Source organism: Natrialba sp. PRR66 (assembly GCF_034808065.1).
Taxonomy (GTDB): Archaea; Halobacteriota; Halobacteria; order Halobacteriales; family Natrialbaceae; genus Natrialba; species Natrialba aegyptia.
Genome location: NZ_JAXHGN010000002.1, coordinates 43,737 through 59,804, shown reverse-complemented (window position 1 = coordinate 59,804; position 16,068 = coordinate 43,737). Strand labels below are relative to the sequence as shown.

General features: G+C 62.7%; 17 protein-coding genes. 10 read left to right on the top strand and 7 right to left on the bottom strand.

The features are described from left to right. Window position 1: 1 nt before the first annotated feature. Entirely contained in the window at window positions 2-325 is a 324-nt protein-coding gene (locus SM755_RS06380; RefSeq protein WP_323171938.1) for a hypothetical protein, read from the top strand. Between the two features lie 2 nt (window positions 326-327). Continuing rightward, the gene (locus SM755_RS06375) at window positions 328-2,142 is read left to right on the top strand and encodes a ribosome biogenesis/translation initiation ATPase RLI (RefSeq protein ID WP_006663635.1); all 1,815 of its coding nucleotides are present in this window, start codon (window positions 328-330) and stop codon (window positions 2,140-2,142) included. Between the two features lie 96 nt (window positions 2,143-2,238). On the opposite strand, the gene SM755_RS06370 is transcribed toward SM755_RS06375, so the two are convergent. The 3 genes from SM755_RS06370 to SM755_RS06360 form a co-directional block, all read right to left on the bottom strand. Then, window positions 2,239-3,177 (bottom strand): phosphotransferase family protein, encoded by a 939-nt coding sequence (locus SM755_RS06370; protein WP_006663634.1) that lies wholly within the window; start codon window positions 3,175-3,177, stop codon window positions 2,239-2,241. A gap of 151 nt (window positions 3,178-3,328) precedes the next feature. Further along, window positions 3,329-4,165, bottom strand: a complete 837-nt coding sequence (locus tag SM755_RS06365; protein WP_323171937.1) for a hypothetical protein — start codon at window positions 4,163-4,165, stop codon at window positions 3,329-3,331. A gap of 124 nt (window positions 4,166-4,289) precedes the next feature. Further along, on the bottom strand, window positions 4,290-4,943 hold the full coding sequence (locus tag SM755_RS06360) for a class I SAM-dependent methyltransferase (protein WP_006663632.1): 654 nt from the start codon (window positions 4,941-4,943) through the stop codon (window positions 4,290-4,292). A 167-nt stretch (window positions 4,944-5,110) separates the two neighbouring features. On the opposite strand from SM755_RS06360, the gene SM755_RS06355 reads away from it, so the two are divergent. After that, window positions 5,111-5,404 (top strand): helix-turn-helix domain-containing protein, encoded by a 294-nt coding sequence (locus tag SM755_RS06355; RefSeq protein WP_006663631.1) that lies wholly within the window; start codon window positions 5,111-5,113, stop codon window positions 5,402-5,404. A 425-nt stretch (window positions 5,405-5,829) separates the two neighbouring features. Further along, window positions 5,830-6,477, top strand: a complete 648-nt coding sequence (locus tag SM755_RS06350) for a hypothetical protein (protein ID WP_323171936.1) — start codon at window positions 5,830-5,832, stop codon at window positions 6,475-6,477. A gap of 106 nt (window positions 6,478-6,583) precedes the next feature. On the opposite strand, the gene SM755_RS06345 is transcribed toward SM755_RS06350, so the two are convergent. From SM755_RS06345 to SM755_RS06335, 3 genes are all read right to left on the bottom strand, one after another. Continuing rightward, the gene (locus SM755_RS06345) at window positions 6,584-7,441 is read right to left on the bottom strand and encodes an ABC transporter permease subunit (RefSeq protein ID WP_323171935.1); all 858 of its coding nucleotides are present in this window, start codon (window positions 7,439-7,441) and stop codon (window positions 6,584-6,586) included. After that, a complete protein-coding gene (locus SM755_RS06340) occupies window positions 7,438-8,382 on the bottom strand; it encodes an ABC transporter ATP-binding protein (protein WP_323171934.1) in 945 nt (314 codons plus the stop codon). The genes SM755_RS06345 and SM755_RS06340 overlap by 4 nt, the downstream gene beginning before the upstream one ends. A 138-nt stretch (window positions 8,383-8,520) precedes the next feature. Further along, on the bottom strand, window positions 8,521-9,042 hold the full coding sequence (locus SM755_RS06335; protein WP_006107613.1) for an archaemetzincin family Zn-dependent metalloprotease: 522 nt from the start codon (window positions 9,040-9,042) through the stop codon (window positions 8,521-8,523). A 39-nt stretch (window positions 9,043-9,081) separates the two neighbouring features. Between SM755_RS06335 and SM755_RS06330 the strand changes: the two genes are divergently transcribed. After that, window positions 9,082-9,498, top strand: coding sequence for a UPF0146 family protein (locus SM755_RS06330; RefSeq protein ID WP_323171933.1), 417 nt, complete (start codon window positions 9,082-9,084; stop codon window positions 9,496-9,498). Between the two features lie 36 nt (window positions 9,499-9,534). Then, window positions 9,535-10,200 carry a DUF3267 domain-containing protein gene (locus SM755_RS06325; RefSeq protein ID WP_323171932.1) on the top strand — a complete coding sequence of 222 codons (666 nt, stop codon included), beginning with the start codon at window positions 9,535-9,537 and terminating at the stop codon, window positions 10,198-10,200. A 44-nt stretch (window positions 10,201-10,244) separates the two neighbouring features. On the opposite strand, the gene SM755_RS06320 is transcribed toward SM755_RS06325, so the two are convergent. Continuing rightward, window positions 10,245-11,048, bottom strand: a complete 804-nt coding sequence (locus SM755_RS06320) for an alpha/beta hydrolase (protein ID WP_323171931.1) — start codon at window positions 11,046-11,048, stop codon at window positions 10,245-10,247. 506 nt (window positions 11,049-11,554) lie between these two features. Between SM755_RS06320 and SM755_RS06315 the strand changes: the two genes are divergently transcribed. The 4 genes from SM755_RS06315 (at window position 11,555) to SM755_RS06300 (ending at window position 16,068) form a co-directional block, all read left to right on the top strand. Continuing rightward, window positions 11,555-12,481, top strand: coding sequence for a TIGR01548 family HAD-type hydrolase (locus SM755_RS06315; protein WP_323171930.1), 927 nt, complete (start codon window positions 11,555-11,557; stop codon window positions 12,479-12,481). A gap of 77 nt (window positions 12,482-12,558) precedes the next feature. Continuing rightward, window positions 12,559-14,178 (top strand): FAD-dependent oxidoreductase, encoded by a 1,620-nt coding sequence (locus SM755_RS06310; RefSeq protein ID WP_323171929.1) that lies wholly within the window; start codon window positions 12,559-12,561, stop codon window positions 14,176-14,178. A 17-nt stretch (window positions 14,179-14,195) separates the two neighbouring features. After that, window positions 14,196-14,486, top strand: coding sequence for a hypothetical protein (locus SM755_RS06305; protein ID WP_006663623.1), 291 nt, complete (start codon window positions 14,196-14,198; stop codon window positions 14,484-14,486). A 112-nt stretch (window positions 14,487-14,598) separates the two neighbouring features. Beyond that, entirely contained in the window at window positions 14,599-16,068 is a 1,470-nt protein-coding gene (locus SM755_RS06300; protein WP_323171928.1) for a hypothetical protein, read from the top strand.

The window sequence follows — 16,068 nt, the reverse complement described above, 5'->3', positions numbered from 1 at the left end:
CATGTCGACCGAATCGATTAGCGACCGACGGGAGCATATTCGCTCCATCAGCGTCACCGCGCTGGCCGCGCTACTCGGCGTCGGTGCCGCACTCGCCTCCGTGGCGCTTACCGGAGACCTCCCGGTAGACACCGCCGCCAGCGATACGCGAGCGCTGTTTCTCGTCCTCGGTGCGATCGTCGCCCAGTTCGTTCTCTTCAACTTCACGAACATCTACGCCGACGACGAGTTCGGGATGAAACACCACCTGTTCATCACGTTCATGACCTTCGCAATGTGGTTCGTGACGTGGGGCATCCTGCTTACCGCGGAGTCGACGGCATAACCATGGCCGACGATAGCATCGCCGTCGTAGACCTAGATCGGTGTCAACCCGACCGCTGTAGCTACGAGTGCAAGAACTACTGCCCACCGAACCGAACGGGCAAAGAGTGCATTACGCTCCGCGGCGAGGAAACCGCGGAGGGACAGCCCGAACAAGTCCGCATCTCCGAGGAGATCTGTCTCGGCGAGAGTTGCGGAATCTGCGTCGAGAAGTGTCCCTTCGACGCCATCGAGATCATCAACCTGCCCCAGGAACTGGAGGACGAACCCGCCCACCGCTACGGCGAGAACGCCTTCTCGCTGTACGGCCTGCCCGCACCGCAGGAAGGCCAGGTCACCGGTATCCTCGGGCCGAACGGCATCGGGAAAACGACCGCCGTTCGTATCCTCGCCGGCGAACTCGAACCTAACCTCGGACGCTACGAGGAGTCGCCGGACTGGGACGATGTCTTGGAGGCGTACCGTGGCACCGAACTCCAGGACTACATCGCGGACATCCGCGATGGCGAGATCACCGTCGCCCGAAAACCCCAATACGTCGACCAGATTCCGAACCAGTTCGACGGCAACACCCGCCAACTGCTGGAGCGGACGGACGAACGAGATGCTCTCGACGGCCTCGTCGAACGCCTGTCGATCGGTCCCGTCATGGACCAGGCGATCGAGGATCTCTCCGGCGGCGAACTCCAACGGGTCGCACTCGCCGCGACGCTCGCCCGCGATACGGACTTTTACTTCCTGGACGAGATCACGCCCTACCTCGACATCGGCCAGCGCGTCACCGCGGCTAGACTGATCCGTGAACTCGCCGAAGAAGCGGGGAAGTCGATGCTCGTCGTCGAGCACGACCTCGCGATTCTCGACCTGCTCGCGGACACGCTGCACGTCGCCTACGGTGAACCCGGTGCCTATGGTGTCATCACATCGCCGAAATCAGTCCGCAACGGGATCAACGAATACCTCGCGGGCTATCTCGACAACGAGAACATGCGAATTCGCCAGAATCCGATCGAGTTCGAGGAGCACGCGCCCCGAACCGCGACCCACGGCGACGTACTCGTCGACTATCCCGACCTCACCAAGAGCTACGGTGACGGCGAGTTCAGTCTCGAAGTCGAGGGTGGCGAGATTCACCGGAACGAAGTGCTCGGTATCGTCGGCCCGAACGGGATCGGGAAGTCGACGTTCGCGAAGTTGCTGACGGGGAATCTCGAGCCCGATACCGGCGACGCCGACCTGAATCTGGACATCTCTTACAAACCCCAGTACGTGACGATCGACCAGCCGATGCGAGTTGATGCCTTCCTCTCGTCGATCACGGATCAGTTCGGCTCATCCTACTGGAACACGGAAATCGCCCAGCCGCTCCAGTTAGAGCGGATCATGGAGCAGAATCTCTCGGATCTGTCGGGCGGTGAGCGCCAGCGGGTGGCCATCGCAGCCTGCCTGTCCGAGTCTGCGGATCTCTACTTGCTCGACGAGCCCTCGGCGCACTTGGACGTCGAACAACGCGTGCAGGCGACGAGTGCGATCCGACGCTACGCCGAACAGCAGGACTCGACCGTGATGGTCATCGACCACGACACCTACATGATCGACCTGCTGGCGGACCGGCTGATGGTCTTCGACGGCGAACCCGCAGCGCACGGTCACGCCGGCCAGCCACAGCCGATGCGCGACGGCATGAACGAGTTCCTCGCGAATCTCGAGGTTACGTTCCGGCGGGACGAACGGACCTCGCGGCCGCGGATCAACAAGCCGGACTCGCAGTTAGACCGCGAGCAAAAGCGCGAAGGAGAGTATTACTACGCGCCCTGATCGTCGTATCGGCCATCACACCGTCACGCCGACGAAAGACGACGGAGTCGTCGGAGTCGTCGATCGTGGAGGAGAGTCGCCGAGATTGTGCGGTACTTAGTTCGCTTTCTCGCGCAACTCCTCGAGCGTCTCGAAGACGAGTTCTCGGAACCGGTCACCGCGGGTCGTACGTGTCGACGGGTCGCCTCGCCGCTGGAGATGGAGCGATTCGATGAACTCGAGCAACAGGAGCAGACGATACGCTGGCTTTCGTTGCTCGAGAGCAGCGGGGACTGAGCGGACGGATTCGTATCCGGCCCGGAACGCTCGCGTCACGGAGTCGTCGACATCGTTGCGGGCTTCGAAGTACGGAACCACCGTTCGCCAGTAATCGTACTCGCCGGGCGCGACGAGCGCGTGTTCGAAATCGATCGCCACAGGTCCGTCACCGGTTCGAGCGAGGTGTTCAGGGTGGATATCGCCGTGACAGAGCACGGGCTCCCCGGCTCCGTCGAAAGCGTTGTCATGCGTTTCGAAGAACTGATCGACGGCGTCGACGACGGTCCCGTATCCAATCGGTTCGAGAAACGACCGGTGGAAGGAAAGACGCGCACGGACGGCTTCGATCCAGTCGGCGTGCGCCTCGAGTTCGATGCCGGAGTCGCCGTCACGGGGCCGGCCGAACCCGTCGAACGCACCCGCCGTCTCGGTATGCAACGTTCCGAGCCAGCGACCAGCAGCGGCCGCCCACTCGGAATCGATCGTCTCGAGTGGGGCGGGTGAGCGCTCGAGTTCATCGCACCAGGCAGTCACGTAGTGGTCGGAGCCGACGGCGAGCACCGCGGGAACGGAAACGCCCGTCTGCGTTGCGACGAACTCGTGAACGCGGCCCTCGGCGGCGGCGTGACCGCGCGGGTGGGCGTCAACTTTCACCGCCGCTTGACGGCCGTCCAGATACACCTCGTAAACGCGGTAGGGCGGTACGTCGTGGAGTCGGCGACCGACTACTACGTCGTCGGCGTACGATTCGAGCGTCGAAACGAGTTGCTGTGTCATTAGTTCGGTCCCGCTAACGGGGGGTTGCCGACCGGAGACAGCGCTACAGCGCCGCCGCTCCGGTCGACAGAAGATAGCTATGAGTTACGGTACCGTAATAAAAGCGTATCGGACACGAGTTCACCGCGACGCAGCACCGTTGCCGACGCTGTTACTCCGTGTGGCTCGTTCGGAAAAGGACAACGAGGCCGGTCAGAACAACCAGCAATCCGAGCAACACGGCGGCGACGACCGAAATCGAGACGACGAGTTCACCCGTGGCACCGACGACGGCACCGGCGGCGGCGATGATGGTTCCGGTGAGGATCAGCCCCGTTCCGACGGGGTCAGCGGTCGTATCCGGTGGTTCGGTGGGCGACGTGTCCGGGCGGTCGAGCGGGTCCACGAGTTGCCACTCGGGTTCGGTGGCCGTCTCGATTCGGTAGCGGCCGCCCGAAAGCGACGAGAGGATGGCATCGCTTGCGGCCTGCAGTGAAGTCGCCCACCAGTCGGGTTCGGTTCCGGGTTCATTGGGCGGCGTTTCGGGTCCCGCATCCGTTCGGACCAGGTAGACGGGTTCGCCGATAATGTGGTCGATCGAGGCCGCGTCGTAGCCGATGTCCGCGACGAGTCGCGCGAGGAGGAATTCCTCGGACCACGGGATCGGTTTCTCGAGCGCGAACGAACGCGTCTCTCCGTGGGGCAGTGAAACGGTAAGTGCGACCGTGGTGGCGTCGAGTGGGGTCACGTCGGTAATTCGTCCCTCGACGTATCCCTCGGGGGTCGTCATCACGTCGATACGCCCGAGCTCGTCCGCGAGGTCGGTTTCGGACGCGGATTCATCGGGAGAACGAGACTCACGCTCAGTTCGCCGCTTGTCGGAGTCATCCGCAGAGACATCCGTCTCGCCGCGTGTGACTTCGATCTCGATTTCGCCGTTCCCGTCGGTCCCGCCATGATTTGGGGCGGCGTTCGAACGCGAGTTCGGCGTCGGGTCCTCGTCTGTCACAGTTCACCTCGGGTCGGCTCCGCTTTCGACCGACAGTACTCACGGGAGTCGACCCGGTCGTCTCGACCTACGGGCGCCGGCAAGGTAAGTCGTTTCCCGGCCTTCATCGACCCCTCGCAGCCGCTCAGGGTACAGGGCTCGCGCGGATCACGGCGAACAACCCATCACCGTGGCCCTCACGCAACGGTGTCGCCTCGGGATCGATCGTCGCGGGATCCTCGAAGACAGTCTGTGCTCGGTCTTCGATCACGAATCCTGCCCGTTCGAGTTCACGGCAGGCCGCGTCGCCAGTCAAGAACTCGGCGTCGGCGTAGAAGGGACTCTCGTCTTTGTGTTCTTGATACACCTGGCCGACTGCACTCGAACGGTCGAGGACGGCAACGACAAGCGTGCCATCGTCCGCGAGGACGCGACGGGCCTCCGAAAGCGTCGTTTCGAGGTCGTCAACGAAGCAGAGGACGGTAACGAACAGCGTGAGATCGAGTGTCCCCGCAGCGAACGGCAGCGATTCAGCGACGCCGCGAACGGGATCGACCCCGCGTTCCCGCGTTCGCTCAAGCGCGTTTCGAGCGGGATCGAGTCCGAGAGAAAGCCCGAGCGGGGCCGCGAAGCGACCGGTACCGACGCCGATTTCGAGGGCGCGGTCGTGGCGGCTATCGAACGTCTCCGGAAGCACTCGTTCGAGCGCCGCCTGTTCGGCGCGGTAGGCCCCATCGTGTGTCTCGAACCAGTCGTCGTATTCCTCGGAAAGCGTCTCGAAGGGCTGAGCGGTAACCATACGAAACCGATGTCAGTCGGTCAATGAAAATGTATGGGTGAGAGAGACGGCTTCGTCGATCCATCGAGCAGAAGAAATGCCGCAGAGACGGGGAGTATCATCTAATAAGCAATACCCATAACTATTCCCCACACCATTTATGTTCGTACACTATAATGTAATCCAGTATGAGCGATGAGATCGTGACGGTCGTCTGCCAGCACGCAGATGCCCTCATGTCGCTGCGGGAGTCACCGAAATATAAACGGGAGTTAGCGGAGGAACTCGACGTGTCGAAGAGTACGGTGTACAACATCCACAGACGGCTCAGTGAGCACGGGTTAGTGATGAAAGCGGATGGAAAGTACACGCTCACGGAACGGGGAGTCATAGCCATTACGGCCTACAAGGGGTACAAAGAACAGACGGAATTGATCGAACAGATGCCTCCCAATCGGCCGTTCGAGGCGGAAGTCGGATGAGTTGTGACCGAGAGCGACACCTCGCACACCGCACCGATCGACTTGTACGAACGCGTGTGAAACGCAGCGAGCGGGGCGCTAAACGCGCTTCGTGATGATAGTTCCCATCAATCGTCCGGAACGATAGTCTCAGTCCCAGCCTTCTCGACGGATTGAACGCCGAGAGTTCAGTCTTGTTCGCGACGGGGCCGGTATCGAACGACGCCATCAGGTAAGTGCGTCGCGAGCACGCTTCGAAAACGAACTCGCTGAGACGGATCGCGAGTAGGGAGACCGAACATGTCCGCTCCTATAATGATAAATAAATCAACTGGTTTAATTCTTGTTATCGTAAACAGATAGGACGGTATTTTATATACATAGAGATAGTTGAAGCCTAAAAATCTGGGAAAATATTTTATTCTTTGATGATGGATCACGTATTGATGTCCCAAGATGACATCACACAGACGAGTCGACGAGCATTGCTTCGCAAATCATCGGTTGCGACCGTCGCCGGTCTCGGAGCGGTTTCCGCCACGTCCGCGAGCGCGTCAGCGACTTCGTTCGGCCTCTCGGAACTGAAGGCGGAAGGGGTCGTCCTCGAATCCCGGGACGTTTCAGTCCCGACCGACGTCCGGAGCGGAAAGCGCTTACTACGCAGGTTGGCGGCGGATGGACTGCTCGAGGAGGCGTCGCTGGACGTATTGCCGAATCAGCAGTTCGACGAAAACGGACAGATCCATCGGACGTACACCGATGGAAACAAGCAGATCGCATTTACGACGTCCACCACCCGTGGGCGACTACAGGTTAGCTTCGGCGAGGAGGCGATCCCGTCGGCCGCTCTCTTCCCGAAAGACAGTGGTGCTGTCGTGCTATATACAGCACCCGATGGAGAGGAATACCGGCGTTTCGAATCCGATCTGACCGTCTCCGAAAGCGACAGCGAAGCGTCAGCCGACAGTTGTTCCGGCGACAACTGCGACGGTTGCGCCTGCGAAGAGGACTGGTGTTTCGTCGGGCGGTACAAGAAAAAGTGTAACACCTGCGACGACGGCGAGTGTATCATCACGGACAGTTGCGGCTGCTGATCGAACACTGACCATTTCCTTTTTCTCTGGTCGTCCAAGCGGCAATTTGGTTGCCTTGCTGACCATAGTGGCAGCATGAACGAAACCGATACCGGAGAGACAACGGTTACTCGAGATCGACTCGATCGAAGAACCAAACGCCGAGAGCGACGGGCGCGATCGCCCAGCAGAGCAGGACGGCGAGTCCGAATAGATTCGGCCCGTGAGCGGCGGTCGTCTGGCCGCCCACCAGCGCGATTTCGAGGAAATCTCGAATGTAGTAGCGGGCAGCGTCGAAGGCTTCGAGCGGGCTGAGACGGGCCACGTACAGAAACCACGTTGGCTCGTCGGCGTACGTGAGCCGTCCCGTCAGATTGATCGACTGCGTCGTCCCCGTGACGAGTTCAATAAACCGGACGCAGGCGGGAAGGACGATCTGTCCCCAGAGTGGTCCGAACAGCGCGTAGAGACCGACGACGACTGCGACCGCGCGCGTTTTCGACGAGACGATACTCGACACGCCGACCGCCATCCCGATCCACGCAAGTCCGTAGAGGACGAGCAGTATCACGGCGCTGAGCAACGGAACGACCGGGATTTCGTCGACACGGACGAAGACGAGCACTGCAAGGACACCGAGCGAGGCGACAAGCGCGGTTACCAGCACGCTCACGCGACTCAGATACTTGCCGATGATCAGTTCCCGACGTGTGCTCGGGAGTCCGAGGAGAAAGCGAATGCGACCGGATTCGCGTTCGCCGATTACGGCCTCGTAACCGAGGACGATCGCGACGAGTGGAACCCAGAGACCGAACGAGTCGATAGCGGTTAACAGCGGTGTGTCTACCTGCTCGACTAATTCGGTACTGAGACTGAGCCAGGAGATGGCGACGAGGGCAGTCATGAGCCCCGTCGTACCCCAGAGTGTCCGGGAGTGGATCGCATCTGCGATGTCGGTTCGAGCGATCGCAGTGACCGAGTTCATCGCGGCTCACCGTCGGACGGGGAGGCGGTATAGGCTGCAAACAGTTCTTCCAGGGAGGAATCCTCGACATCGATGTCCGTCACCGTTGCACCGGCGTCCTCGACGCGACCGATAGCGGCGGATTTGACGCCGGAGTCGGTACAGGTGATAGAAATCGTTCCACCGCGACCGGTACTGGCGGCATCGACAGCGACGGTGTCGACGCGATCCAGTTCGGCGAGGCGCTGGGAAACCGATTCGGGAACCGTATCGACGGAAAGGATGAGCGTCGAGTTCGGATCGAGAGTTTCTCGGAGGCCGTCGACGGTGTCGACGGTCAGGAGGGTGCCGTCGTTCATAATGGCGACGCGGTCGCAGACGGCTTCGACCTGGTCGAGGACGTGACTCGAGAGGAAGACGGTCGTCCCGTGGTCGGCTTCCTCGCGGACGATCTCTCGAAGCGTTCTGATGCCGTTCGGATCGAGGCCGGAGGAGGGCTCGTCGAGGATTAACAGATCGGGGTCGTCGACGAGCGCGATACCGAGGGCGAGGCGCTGGCGCATGCCCTTCGAGTAGGTTCCGACGGCGGTGTCTTCGTCACCGGTTAGGCCGACACGATCGAGGATGTCGACCGGGTCGTCGTCGCTCTCGTACATGTCGATAGCCAGTTCGACGTGGCGGCGACCCGAAAGGCGATCGTAGAAGGCGTATCCCTCCGGAAGCACGCCGGTACGCCGGCGAACGACGCGGGGCTGTTCCTGCGGGTCGACGCCAAGAATGGAGATAGTGCCGGCCGTCGGCCGCACGAAGTCGAGAAGCATATTGATCGTCGTCGACTTGCCTGCCCCGTTCGGGCCGAGAAAGCCGAACACCTCGCCGCTCTCGACGGTAAGATCGATATCTCGAACGGCGTGAGTCTCGTCGAACCGTTTCGAAACTCCGTTCGTTTCGATTGCTGCCATGAGTTGGCTGCAGTAATGTGGGGCGGAGTATTTAATCAAACGGTTCCAATGACAGTAAGAAGATTCGTTGTTGCCGGCTGTCGCTCCCAAGTTCGCGAAGCGGGCAATACAACGGTCAGCGAGAGCGGAGAAAACGGGTCAGCGAACGAAGCGTTGGCAACTGCCACAAAGGTTCTCTTCTTTGATATCGACTTCGCGGACGGTCGGCGAGAAGTTCATCACGCAGCGGTTGTTGTCGCAGTGTTCGAGCCCGTAGGTGTGGCCGATTTCGTGGACGATTTCCTTGCGGACGCGGTTTTCGAAGATTTCGCCCGCGCTCTTGTTCGAAAAGCCGCCGTCGCTCGAGGTTTGCAGTCGATAGGTCGAGACGACGCTACCGCTGCCGTCGAGATAGGCGAGTCCAAAGACGTAGTTCCGGCGGCGGTAGAAGAGGTCGTGTGGCGTGACAGCAATGTTTTTCCCCCCGCGACCGACGCGTTCTGCGAGTTGGATGAACGCCTCTGCGGAATACTGATCGCGACCGGAGTCGTACGCCCCGCCCGGCACTGGCTGGGAATCGGTGACCGAAACGTCGCAGTCGTAGACCGATCGTAACGCCGAGGACGCTGCCCGTTTGACCGCTGCGGGGACGTTGCCGACCGGCACGATGTCGACGAGCATGACAAACGCTATGGTCGCTTCGCTCATAAACGTCCCGCCATGGGCCACACTCGGCGAAATCTACCGACGATGATAACTGTCCTTGCAGCATACGATCGACTCGTCGAGGTGGGGATTGGCCGACGAACCGAGCTGGCGGCGACGCTAGCAGAACGTGGCCACGCCGTCACAGCGACAGATGTCTATCAGCGAGACGTTCCCGAACGAGTTCAGTTCGTCCGAGACGATATCGTCGATCCCGAGCCGTCGGTCTACACCGACGCGGACGCGATCTACGCTCGGAACCTGCCGCCCGAGCTTCACCGCCCGGCTCGCGACGCCGCCCGCACTGCGGACGCAGCGTTTCTCTTTACAACGCTCGGCGGCGACCAACCGGCGATTCCCGTCGAGCGACAGACGATCCAGGCTGGAACGCTGTACGTGAGCACGCACCCCGAGTCGAGCCGAGACGCATGAATTAACAGCACCGGGGACGTTGCTCCGAACCGACGCGTGCTCCCCAATACTGTCCTGTCTCTCCTCGCAATACTGCTCGTCACCGTCGTTCTCGCGGCCGTCATCGCCGGCTTCGGCACACTGCTGTGGTTCGCCCTCGAACTCGCGACCGCCCCCGGCGTCGTCGTCCACGAGTTCGCCCACGCGATAACCTGCCGGGCCGTCGGCGTCCGCGTTCACGAGGTCGTCTACTTTCGCCTCGGCGACCCCGCCGGCTACGTCCGCCACGAACAACCGGACCGGTACCGCGACGCATTCCTCATCGGCGTCGCGCCGTTTCTCGTCAACACCGTCGTGGCGCTTGTCGCCTGTCTCGCCTTCGCCGAACTCGCGACGGGGACCGGTGTCGTGTCGCCGACGGGCGGCGGATTCCCCGCGGTTGATCCGGCGGGCGTCTCCCGGGAGATGCTGATCGGCATGGCCGCCCTCGGCTGGCTCGGACTCGCAGTCGGGATGCAGGCGTTTCCGAGCACCGGCGATGCGAACACGCTCTGGGCGCACGCACGAGCCACGTGGCGGCGGTCGCCGCTCGTCCTGCTCGGGGTTCCGGTCATCCTCGTGATCTACGTCGCGAACGTGCTCTCGTGGCTGTGGGCGGACGTACTCTACGCGATCGCGTTGTTGCTCGTCGCGTTCGCCGTCGTCGGGATCCCGCTCCTCTAAGATACGACGAGACTGATTCCGACGAACCAACCGTTTATTTGGAGTTATTTACTGAACTCAGTCAGTTCTCGGTTGAGTTTCTCTTTTTCTTCGTAGAAGAGTGCATGGCCACTCTCCTCGAAGCGAACGAGTTCCGTGTTTTCGATTTCGTCGTGGAGCTTCGCTGCCGTCAGTTCGAACGGACAGGCCTGATCGTGGACACCGTGACAGATGAGCGTCGGAACAGAGATGTCCGCGAGATCGGAGCGAAGATCCATCTCGCCGACCGCTTCGATCGAATCGGCCATGGCCTGCGGCGACGATTCCATGCTCATGTTCTGGAGCCACTCTTTCAGTTCGGGACTCGGTGCGGAGTGAAACATTGAATCGGCGAAGTCACTGCTCACCTTCGCCCGGTCCTCATAGCATCCCTCGGCAAGGTCCATGAACGCGGCTTCATCGACGCCTTCCGAAAAGTCGGGTTTCTTGGCCAGAACGGGGCTTGCAGCACCAAGCAGCGCCAATTTTGCCACATGTGCTTCGTTATGGCGGCTCATATATCGGGTGACGACTCCGCCACCCATCGAAAAGCCCGCGAGTGTGACATCATCGACATCGAGTTCATCGAGGACTGTTTTGAGATCGTCAGCGAACATGTCGAAGTCGTAGTCACTCCACGGCTTACTTGACTGTCCATAGCCACGGAGATCGATACCGAGACACCGGATGCCATCCCTCGGGAGTTGGATGTACTGATAGTCGAACATCCTGTGGCTCAGTGGCCACCCATGAATAAACACGAGCGGAGTACCTGATCCCCAGTCCTGCACGAACAGTTCTACACCCTCTTCAATTTCTATTCGGGTCATATTGACATGGTCTGCTCCACCATGCGAGTAGATAAACACCTTAGGCATATTTCTGACCGATCGAACATAGTTACATGACGTACAGGACATATGTACATATTTCTGACTGCTTCTGGGACAGAGAATCGAACCTCGTACTAGTTGTATGGTCACCAAATAGAGGTGTTCGTTTGGCAATACGTTTAAACCGCGCCCGGAATGACCTGGCGTCCTGGATTATTCCACTTCCACTTAGAGACGTATGCTGCAGAAAATCATCTTCATCTGAATAGAGTGCATAACTTGAATCGTGAGTGAAAGAGCTGTAGAGCTACTCACCGGCCAATTCACTGTCGCTGAGGTGTAACCAATCCATGAGAAGAGTCGTATAACTGCCTCACTACCAGTCGATTGATACCCGATCGCACGACGGGTACGCAATCGGTGTGTGAATCGTTGCAGTTGTTACGATAGATGCGCCGGCCGAATCCGACCGCCTTTATTCCTGCCGGCCCGTTCGAGCGCGTATGACCGAGCACGCAACCGCGACCGACACGGCCACCCTCGCCGCAGACGCCGTCGTTCTCGACATCGACGGCGTGCTCGTCGACGTGGCCGACTCCTACCGGCGCGCGATCGTCGAATCCGTCGAGTTCGTCTACGATCGGACGATCCGCAAGGCGGACATCCAGCAGTTCAAAGATGCCGGCGGGTTCAACAACGACTGGGAACTCACGCACGCCGCCGCGCTCTACGTTCTCGCGACGAGCGAGGGCTACGACGCGTCGATCGACGAGTTCACCGACGCCATCGCCGGCGAGGGCGGCGGCCTCGAAGCGGCCGAAAGCGTCGTCCGCGACGGCCTCGGCGCGCGCGCAACCCAGCGCGTGACGAACCGTTGGGATCGCGAGCGGCTTCGCGACGTCTTCCAGCAACTGTATCTCGGCACCGAACTCTACCGCGCGCTCGAGGGCGGCGATCCCGACCCCGAACTCGCCGACGAGGCCGGGTTCATCCACGACGAGCCGGTACTGCTATCTGCGGAGACCCGTGACTGGCTCGCCGACGCGTACGACGGTGCAGTCGGCGTGCTGACCGGGCGACCGGAAGCCGAAGCTGAACTCGCGCTCGATCGGGTTGGTCTGGCGGACGAGGTTTCCGTTGAGCACCGGTTTACGATGGACGACTGGGAGGAGGGCAAGCCGCACCCACTGGCGTTGACGACGCTGGCCGATCGGTTCGACGCCGAACGCGTGGTCTTCGCCGGCGATACGCTCGACGATATCAGAACGGCGACGAACGCGAACGAGGCGGACGCCGATCGGGAGTACCACGGCGTCGGCGTCCTGACGGGCGGTCTCACCGGCGAGGACGGGCGACGGAAGTACGAAGCGGAGAACGCGTCGGCCGTCCTCGAATCGGTGAACGACCTGCCGGCGCTACTCGGGGCGTAACCGCCGGCTGCGCGAGCGAGCCAGCACGTTCGCACGTCCGTTTTTTAGCTGTCGTCGGTGTAGCCCGCGCCAGTCCTATGACCGGTTCTGACCACGACCCCGACCCCAACCCCGATTCCGACTCCGATCCCGACCGATTTTCCTGCGATCCCAACCTGCCCGGCGAACCGACCGCTCTCTGGCTCGCGGAGCCGCCCGAAGCGAAACCGGGCCGCGACTCGAGGCGTGGCGGTAGCGAGCGGCCGCTCACGGCCGACCGAACGGTCGACGTGGCGGTCATCGGTGCTGGAATCGCCGGTCTTTCGACGGCGCTCGAACTGCGCGAGCGGGGGAAGACGGTCGCCGTGCTCGAACGAGACCGCGTCTCGGCAGGGATCACGGGTAAATCGACGGCGAAGCTGACGAGCCAGCACGGGGCGATCTACGACCACCTGCGCCGCGAGTTCAGCCGGCGGGCGGCAAAGCAGTACGCGACGGTGCAGGAGGACGCGATCGACGCGGTCGAGCGACGGATCGACGAGTTTGGGATCGACTGCGGGTTCGAGCGCCAATCGTCGTACCTGTACGGAGACAGTCGGGACAAACTCGAACGCGAGGCCGACGCCGCACAAGATGCGGGGCTCCCGGCGACGCTCGTCACGTCGGTGCCGCCGTTCGAGCGAGCGCAGGCCGCGGTGCGGTTCGACGAGCAGGCGTGGTTTCACCCGCGCCGGTATCTGCTCGGGATCGCGGACGTGCTCCGCGAAGATGACGGAGCCAGGGTCTTCGAACGGACCCGCGTCACAGCCGTCGAACCGGGGACGCCGTGTCGGGTCCGGACCGAAGCGGCGTCGGTGACTGCCGAGCGGGTCGTCCTCGCAACCGGATTTCCGATCCTCGACCGCGCGGGGTACTTCGCGCGGATGCACCCGAAACGGTCCTACGTGCTCGCGCTTCGACTCGATGGGGATCCGCCGGACGGGATGTACTACCGGACCGGCGACAACTACCGCTCGGTGCGGACCTATCGCGGCGACGATGAACTCTTGCTGGTCGGCGGGGAGAACCACAAGACCGGCCAGGGCGGCTCGACCGTCGACCGCTACCGGCGACTCCTCGAGTGGGCCCGCGAGCGGTTTCCCGTCGAATCCGTGGCGTACCGCTGGTCGAACCAGGACTACAAGCCGGTCGATCGAGTGCCGTTCGTCGGTCGCGCCGGTGCCGGCACGCCGAACGTCTTCGTCGCGACCGGATTTCGCGGCTGGGGCATGACCAACGGCGTCGCCGCCGGCCGGCTGCTCGCCGCCCTCATCGACGGGCAGAAGCCGCCGGAGCGGAAGCTGTTCGATCCGCTGCGGTTCACGCCGAAGCCCTCGGCCGGGAAGGCCGTCACCGAGAACGTCGACGCGATGAGCGAACTCGCGACCGACTGGCTCCGGACGATGCTCGCGTCCGGATCGCTCGAACTCGATCCCGGCGAGGGAACGGTGATCCGCCGCGAAGGGACGCCCGTCGCCTGCGCGCGAGACGCCGACGGCGAACTTCACGCGACCTCGGCCGTCTGTACGCACATGTACTGTCTCGTCGAGTGGAACGACGGCGAATGTAGCTGGGATTGCCCCTGCCACGGCTCGCGGTTCGCCCCGGACGGGGACCTGCTGGAGGGGCCGGCGACCGAAGGGCTGTCGAACGCAGCCGACGAACTCGAACGGGAATGAGCCCACCGAGGCCGGGTATGAACATCCTGGCCGTCAAACGACCGACCACGATGACCGACACCACGCTCGACGACATCGCGCGGCAACTCGACCGCGCAACCGAACTCGAGGACGAGGAGGCGATCGCTGTTCTCCGGACGGCTCGCGAGGACCTGCAGGCACTCGGCAACGACCCCGATACCGACGAGGACCGGCGCACCGAACTTGTAACCCGCATCGAACAGCGGCTCCGGGAAGTCGAAAACCGGGACGCCTACGACAGCGGCCTCGGTGCCGCGATGAATCCGGACGAGGACGAGGCCCCGTAGGCCGCCAGTACGGTTGGATTCAGGACGATAGTCCACCACTGAGATCGCTAACACGACGTTGAGACCGCAACGATCACCGCGGTTTTTCCCCCGATCGCCGCGAGTTCAGTCGATGACTGGACCGACGCGACGCAGACTGTTGCGGACGGCCTCGGGCGTCGTACTCGCACCGGCGCTCGCGGGCACGCGGCGGGGCGACGGGTCGGGATCGGGCGGGTCGGTGGGAACTGGTGAGCGGGGAGGGCGGAGACGACCACAACCACGACCCCGAGCGCGGGAGCAGGCGCAGGCACAAACGCAGGACGTACTCCGCGTCTCGATCACCGAAACGAACGCGCCGCTGCCCGCCGGCGAGTACCTGCGGGTGACGACCGCGCTCGAAAACACCGGGACGGACGCGATTCGGACCGAGGCCTCGCTGCTCGTCGGCGACGACGAAACGCGCGTCTCGCGCCGCGGGCTGACGATCGAGGCCGGCCGGACCAGAACGATCCGGCAAGGGTTCTACACCTATCCCGTGCCCCGAAACGACGAGTTCGAGATTCAGGTCGCAGCGGGTGGGCAGTCGTCGGCCCGCCGCGTCGGCGTCACCGCCGCCTCGTCGGTGCCAGCCGCGCGGCCGAACGGTGAACTCGCGGTGCAGCCGGGGACGGCGGTGCTGTTCGAGGCCGAAGCCGTCGATCCGGGGTCCGCACAGCGGACCGTCTGGTGGGTCGACGGGGAACGGGTCGGCGGCGGCGTCGGCGGACCCTGGGTGTCGACCTACTACGCCGAACGCGGGGCGCACTACCGGTGGCACGAGTTCGAATCGAGCGGAACGCACGACGTGACGGCGGCCGTACTGCCGGGCACGGCACCGATCGCGGAGCCGGGTCGGGAGACGTACGCGGCCCGCTGGCGCGTGGACGTAACCGACGGCGGGGCTGCACCGCCGACCGTCGAGGGTGTGCGACCGCGCGAGCAGGTCGTGTCGATCTCCCCGGCGACGCCGACCGAGTTCGAACTCGTGGCCACCGATCCGGACGGGAGCCTCGACAGCGTCGTCTGGTGGCTCACCCAGTCCGATGTCATCCTCGACGTGACCGAACTCGAGGGGGCACGCGACACCGCGACGATCTCGCTGTCGTCGGGCTGTCACACCTGCACCGTCCTCCCGTGGGTGATCTGCACCGACGGTACCGTCACCGCACTCGACTCTCGCTGGGAACTCGACGCGCGAAGCGGGGGCAACGACGGCGACGGCGACGGCGACGGCAACGGCAACGGCAACGGAGACAGCGAAAACGGCGACATTGCCGTCTCGATCCAGGAAACGAACTCGCCGGTCGACGCGGGCGAGTTCCTCGCCGTCACCGCAACCGTCCGGAACGGCGGCTCCGAAACGCGAACGACGACCGTTGAACTCGTCGTCGGCCACGATCCGACGGTCGTCGAGAGTCGGTCGGTAACGCTCTCGGGCGGCGAGCGCCGGCAGTTACAGCTCGGCTACGAAACCGATCCGACCACGCAGAACGAGCAGTTCCCCGTCCGCGTCGTCAGCGACGCCGATGCCGTCGAGGCGACGGTTCGCGTGCTCGCCTGA

What these genes read in the sequence shown, in the direction of transcription:
- SM755_RS06380 (WP_323171938.1), top strand. Translation starts at nt 2, where the DNA reads ATGTCGACCGAATCGATTAGCGACCGACGGGAGCATATTCGCTCCATC.
- SM755_RS06375 (WP_006663635.1), top strand. Translation starts at nt 328, where the DNA reads ATGGCCGACGATAGCATCGCCGTCGTAGACCTAGATCGGTGTCAACCC.
- SM755_RS06370 (WP_006663634.1), bottom strand. Translation starts at nt 3,177, where the DNA reads ATGACACAGCAACTCGTTTCGACGCTCGAATCGTACGCCGACGACGTA.
- SM755_RS06360 (WP_006663632.1), bottom strand. Translation starts at nt 4,943, where the DNA reads ATGGTTACCGCTCAGCCCTTCGAGACGCTTTCCGAGGAATACGACGAC.
- SM755_RS06355 (WP_006663631.1), top strand. Translation starts at nt 5,111, where the DNA reads ATGAGCGATGAGATCGTGACGGTCGTCTGCCAGCACGCAGATGCCCTC.
- SM755_RS06350 (WP_323171936.1), top strand. Translation starts at nt 5,830, where the DNA reads ATGTCCCAAGATGACATCACACAGACGAGTCGACGAGCATTGCTTCGC.
- SM755_RS06345 (WP_323171935.1), bottom strand. Translation starts at nt 7,441, where the DNA reads ATGAACTCGGTCACTGCGATCGCTCGAACCGACATCGCAGATGCGATC.
- SM755_RS06340 (WP_323171934.1), bottom strand. Translation starts at nt 8,382, where the DNA reads ATGGCAGCAATCGAAACGAACGGAGTTTCGAAACGGTTCGACGAGACT.
- SM755_RS06335 (WP_006107613.1), bottom strand. Translation starts at nt 9,042, where the DNA reads ATGCTCGTCGACATCGTGCCGGTCGGCAACGTCCCCGCAGCGGTCAAA.
- SM755_RS06330 (WP_323171933.1), top strand. Translation starts at nt 9,082, where the DNA reads ATGGGCCACACTCGGCGAAATCTACCGACGATGATAACTGTCCTTGCA.
- SM755_RS06320 (WP_323171931.1), bottom strand. Translation starts at nt 11,048, where the DNA reads ATGACCCGAATAGAAATTGAAGAGGGTGTAGAACTGTTCGTGCAGGAC.
- SM755_RS06315 (WP_323171930.1), top strand. Translation starts at nt 11,555, where the DNA reads ATGACCGAGCACGCAACCGCGACCGACACGGCCACCCTCGCCGCAGAC.
- SM755_RS06310 (WP_323171929.1), top strand. Translation starts at nt 12,559, where the DNA reads ATGACCGGTTCTGACCACGACCCCGACCCCAACCCCGATTCCGACTCC.
- SM755_RS06305 (WP_006663623.1), top strand. Translation starts at nt 14,196, where the DNA reads ATGAACATCCTGGCCGTCAAACGACCGACCACGATGACCGACACCACG.
- SM755_RS06300 (WP_323171928.1), top strand. Translation starts at nt 14,599, where the DNA reads ATGACTGGACCGACGCGACGCAGACTGTTGCGGACGGCCTCGGGCGTC.